Origin of the sequence: Bacteroides sp. (assembly GCF_052357945.1) — a bacterium.
Classification (GTDB): domain Bacteria; phylum Bacteroidota; class Bacteroidia; order Bacteroidales; family Bacteroidaceae; genus Bacteroides.
This window is the reverse complement of the sequence record NZ_DAWCXD010000263.1, coordinates 1-3,366: the sequence shown is the minus strand read 5'-3', so window position 1 is coordinate 3,366 and position 3,366 is coordinate 1. Positions and strand designations below refer to the sequence as shown.

Sequence of the window (3,366 nt, the reverse complement as noted above, 5' to 3'; positions counted from 1 at the left end):
TTGTTCGCAGCGAAGATAGAGATTTCAATTATGAGCCAATTTTTGACTGCTTACCGTTATTAAACCACTTTTGAAGATGATATTATGTTTTTTAACCAGAAAGAAACGAGTACTATTTGGAAAGTCCTACTAATAAGCGTTTTTTATTATCTTAAATGAAGTTTAAAGACCAAACCACCAGAAAAGTATTTACAGCGATTCAGTTCTACTATAGCATTGATATAGTCTTTCCAAAAGGAATAGTGAAATCCGACATTAACACTCTCACTATCATACTCAGCCATTAGGTTCAAGCCATTAAGAGCACTTCTAGTCCATGTTCCATTATACGGCAAATCAAATCGATAATTCATACCCACACATAAACCTTTAACATTCCGCTGCCTACCTTTCAATTCATCAATCCGCTTCATTTTCCAAGCATATGCCACATGAACTCCCAATTGCCCATACTGCTGAAAATTGATATGCTTTGTCGCTGCTACATAATACCGACAGAAGAAACCGTTTGTTCTCTGATCAAAACTAGACGCACCGCCCTCCCATGATCCGGATCCCGGGTCATTCAACCCGAACACTACCTGTGGGGTCCAGTCCTTCCACCAGCTTTCTTTCCAAACCCTCAACCGCCCATGAAAGGAACGATCCTGGTTAACGAATTTTCCATAAGTGGAAGGTACCCAATGATAAATTCCAGGTTTAGCTTTCACCAGTACACAATCATACCCTATTTCCAACCAAGGAAAAACAGTTATATTTATGTAATAGTTAAACGTATAATAATTTCCCCACCATTCTTTAGAAGGTATGATTTGAGGTGCCAAAACACTTCCCCCTATCATAAAAGTCTTATCACGTTGCATGTCAGCACTAGGCATCTGAAGCAAACCAGTCGTACCATACATGTATTGACCATATGTCACCAACATATTTCCCAAAAGGAATAGCAATACTCCCCACCTCTTTATTGGTAAACTCCATTTACACACTTGCATTGTATTGTTTTCCATACAGCTTGGCATTCAAGAATGCTCCAACTTTCTTCCAAAAATGATAAGGACCTATAGGGACATACTTAATTTCTTTATATTTCAATTGATTGGCTTCTATCCAAACATCTAATAATAATTCACTTACCCGTCCAAATAATCTAGCTTGAAACGAATCCATTCCTCTCAAATCTATCCGTTTTTCCAATTGAGACAAAATGTCAAATAACCATGTACAATACTTATCTACCCATTCTTTTTTCATCACAAACATATTAAACATATGTGCACTCCGTCGCTTCAATACCTTATCATAAGTTAATAAATATTGAGGATAATCTGTTGCTATAATTTCTCGAGTAAGTTCCAAATGACGGATATCATGAGTATGACAATAGTGAGAAGCTAGCGTTTCTATCCAATAACGACGTTTCACCGGGAGAATTATATCATAATTTTGACATAGATATTCCGCTTGCTTCCTTGTTAGTACACTTTCCCAATTGTTCCCGATGCGTTTTAAGCAAAAGTGCCTTCGATAGTGAACTAGTCCAATATAGTCTGAATTCAAATTTTTCCATCCCCAATATAAGGCTGTCAATTCGCAATAATACGGATTTTTTTCTGAAATGTTCTCACCCGTGTCATCTCCCTGAAAACGTCCTTCTAAACGAGACAGAGCATTGCCCACCTTTATCGGCAGATACAATCCGTCATCATGAGGCATGAAGTAGTCCTTGTGCGTGGCCACTAAAATTTTGATATCCATAGGTATTAATATTTAAACAGATATATTTCTCTAATATTTTATTTTTACGATACAAGCTATATTTTATATAAATTCATTAATTCCTCTACTGTTTGATGGATATCAAATCCACATCGTTCCAATTCACTATATGTATCATACCGTCTATGTCTCTGTAATTCTACTATCTGTTTCACCCACATATCTTTACTTCTTTCATCAACAGGCAAATAATAAACTTCATTTATTAGTTTTGCTTCTTTTGTTATTGCCGAAGAAAAAAGAACAGGCAATCCAGCTGCTTGTGCCTCTACTCCAACAATAGGTAATCCTTCAAAATGTGAAGGTAACAAGAACACATCCATAGCTTGAAACAGCTCAGATACATTATAACTGATCCCATAAAAAATCACATCATTTATTAAACCTAATGATATTACTTTTTGCTCTACTACATTCCGTAAATCTCCTTCACCTACTAACAAAAGAATGGCTGATGGCACAATTTTCTTAACTTTTGCAAATACATCAATCAAATATTCATGATTTTTCTGATATGCAAAACGTCCAACATGTCCTATTACAAAACAATCTCTAATACCTAGTCTATTTCGAACCTCTTGACGTATCACAGTATTAAATCTAAATTGATTCAACCTTACACCATTATTTATCTTTTTTACTCTATGTGCATCAATATTAGGAAACATCCATTGAGATGCTAAATCGGAACAAGAAACAAAATCTGTTGCTGTATATTTTAACAGATTTCGACATATCCAATGATAAATGTATTTCATCCAGCGTTTTTTCCCATCTACACTTGAAGCATGAGAATGCAAAATTATTTTTTTCACTCTTGCTATATTACAAGCTATTCCTGGCACCAATAATTTATTTGCTACATCAGCATGAATGTGTACACAATCATACTGATGTTCTTTAAGCAAATTGTATAAATTATTAATACAATACAATTGCTTTAATATCTTATTTTTCTTATATCCAATATAGTAGACAACACACCCCAAGTTTTTTAAATATTCAATATTATCAGGATTTTCAAAAGGCTCTATAGCCGCTATATCTATTCGAAGCTTTTCTCCTTTATTGAGTATCAAGTTTTTTACCAAAGCATAAACACCTCCCATACCAATATCATCTACATTTACTTCCAATACTTTCATATAATTTATTAATAAAAAGTTTGAACCAATTCCTTTTAAGAACAAGACATGGTGTGACTTTAGCTTTTCTTGCTCCTAATATGTCAGCCTTTATACTATCACCATAATGTAAATGTGCAACATCCTTTATTCTCCATTCTTTGTGTACAATCTTAAACAAGTCACCACTTATTTTATCACATCCATATTCATTAGAAACAAATAATGCCTTGTATCCATCTATTCCACATTTAGTTAATATTTTTATCAAACAGTTTTTGGGTAAATACATATCAGAAATCAACACTAATGGAACTCCCATATTTTTCAGTTCATTAAATAACTCCACAATTTGACTACGCGGATAGCACGAGTTTATTTCCGTGTGGATTTCTTCATTTTTCAATTTTTTACAAGTTTCAAAGTCGTAACCTTCCAAAGCGTTATATATATCATCTAAATT

The 3,366-nt window shown here is 34.0% G+C and carries 4 protein-coding genes; all 4 read right to left on the bottom strand.

Translation table 11 applies throughout. The features are described from left to right. Positions 1-146: 146 nt before the first annotated feature. The gene (locus ACT8YW_RS22530; RefSeq protein WP_228683833.1) at positions 147-1,010 is read right to left on the bottom strand and encodes a YjbH domain-containing protein; all 864 of its coding nucleotides are present in this window, start codon (positions 1,008-1,010) and stop codon (positions 147-149) included. Then, a complete protein-coding gene (locus ACT8YW_RS22525; RefSeq protein ID WP_117849206.1) occupies positions 982-1,758 on the bottom strand; it encodes a DUF4422 domain-containing protein in 777 nt (258 codons plus the stop codon). The genes ACT8YW_RS22530 and ACT8YW_RS22525 overlap by 29 nt, the downstream gene beginning before the upstream one ends. A gap of 56 nt (positions 1,759-1,814) precedes the next feature. Further along, the gene (locus ACT8YW_RS22520) at positions 1,815-2,924 is read right to left on the bottom strand and encodes a glycosyltransferase (RefSeq protein WP_117849207.1); all 1,110 of its coding nucleotides are present in this window, start codon (positions 2,922-2,924) and stop codon (positions 1,815-1,817) included. After that, the coding region (locus ACT8YW_RS22515; protein ID WP_444107208.1) for an HAD hydrolase-like protein at positions 2,896-3,366 on the bottom strand (471 nt) is incomplete at its 5' end. The genes ACT8YW_RS22515 and ACT8YW_RS22520, both read right to left, overlap by 29 nt.

What these genes read in the sequence shown, in the direction of transcription:
- ACT8YW_RS22520 (WP_117849207.1), bottom strand. Translation starts at nt 2,924, where the DNA reads ATGAAAGTATTGGAAGTAAATGTAGATGATATTGGTATGGGAGGTGTT.
- ACT8YW_RS22525 (WP_117849206.1), bottom strand. Translation starts at nt 1,758, where the DNA reads ATGGATATCAAAATTTTAGTGGCCACGCACAAGGACTACTTCATGCCT.
- ACT8YW_RS22530 (WP_228683833.1), bottom strand. Translation starts at nt 1,010, where the DNA reads ATGGAAAACAATACAATGCAAGTGTGTAAATGGAGTTTACCAATAAAG.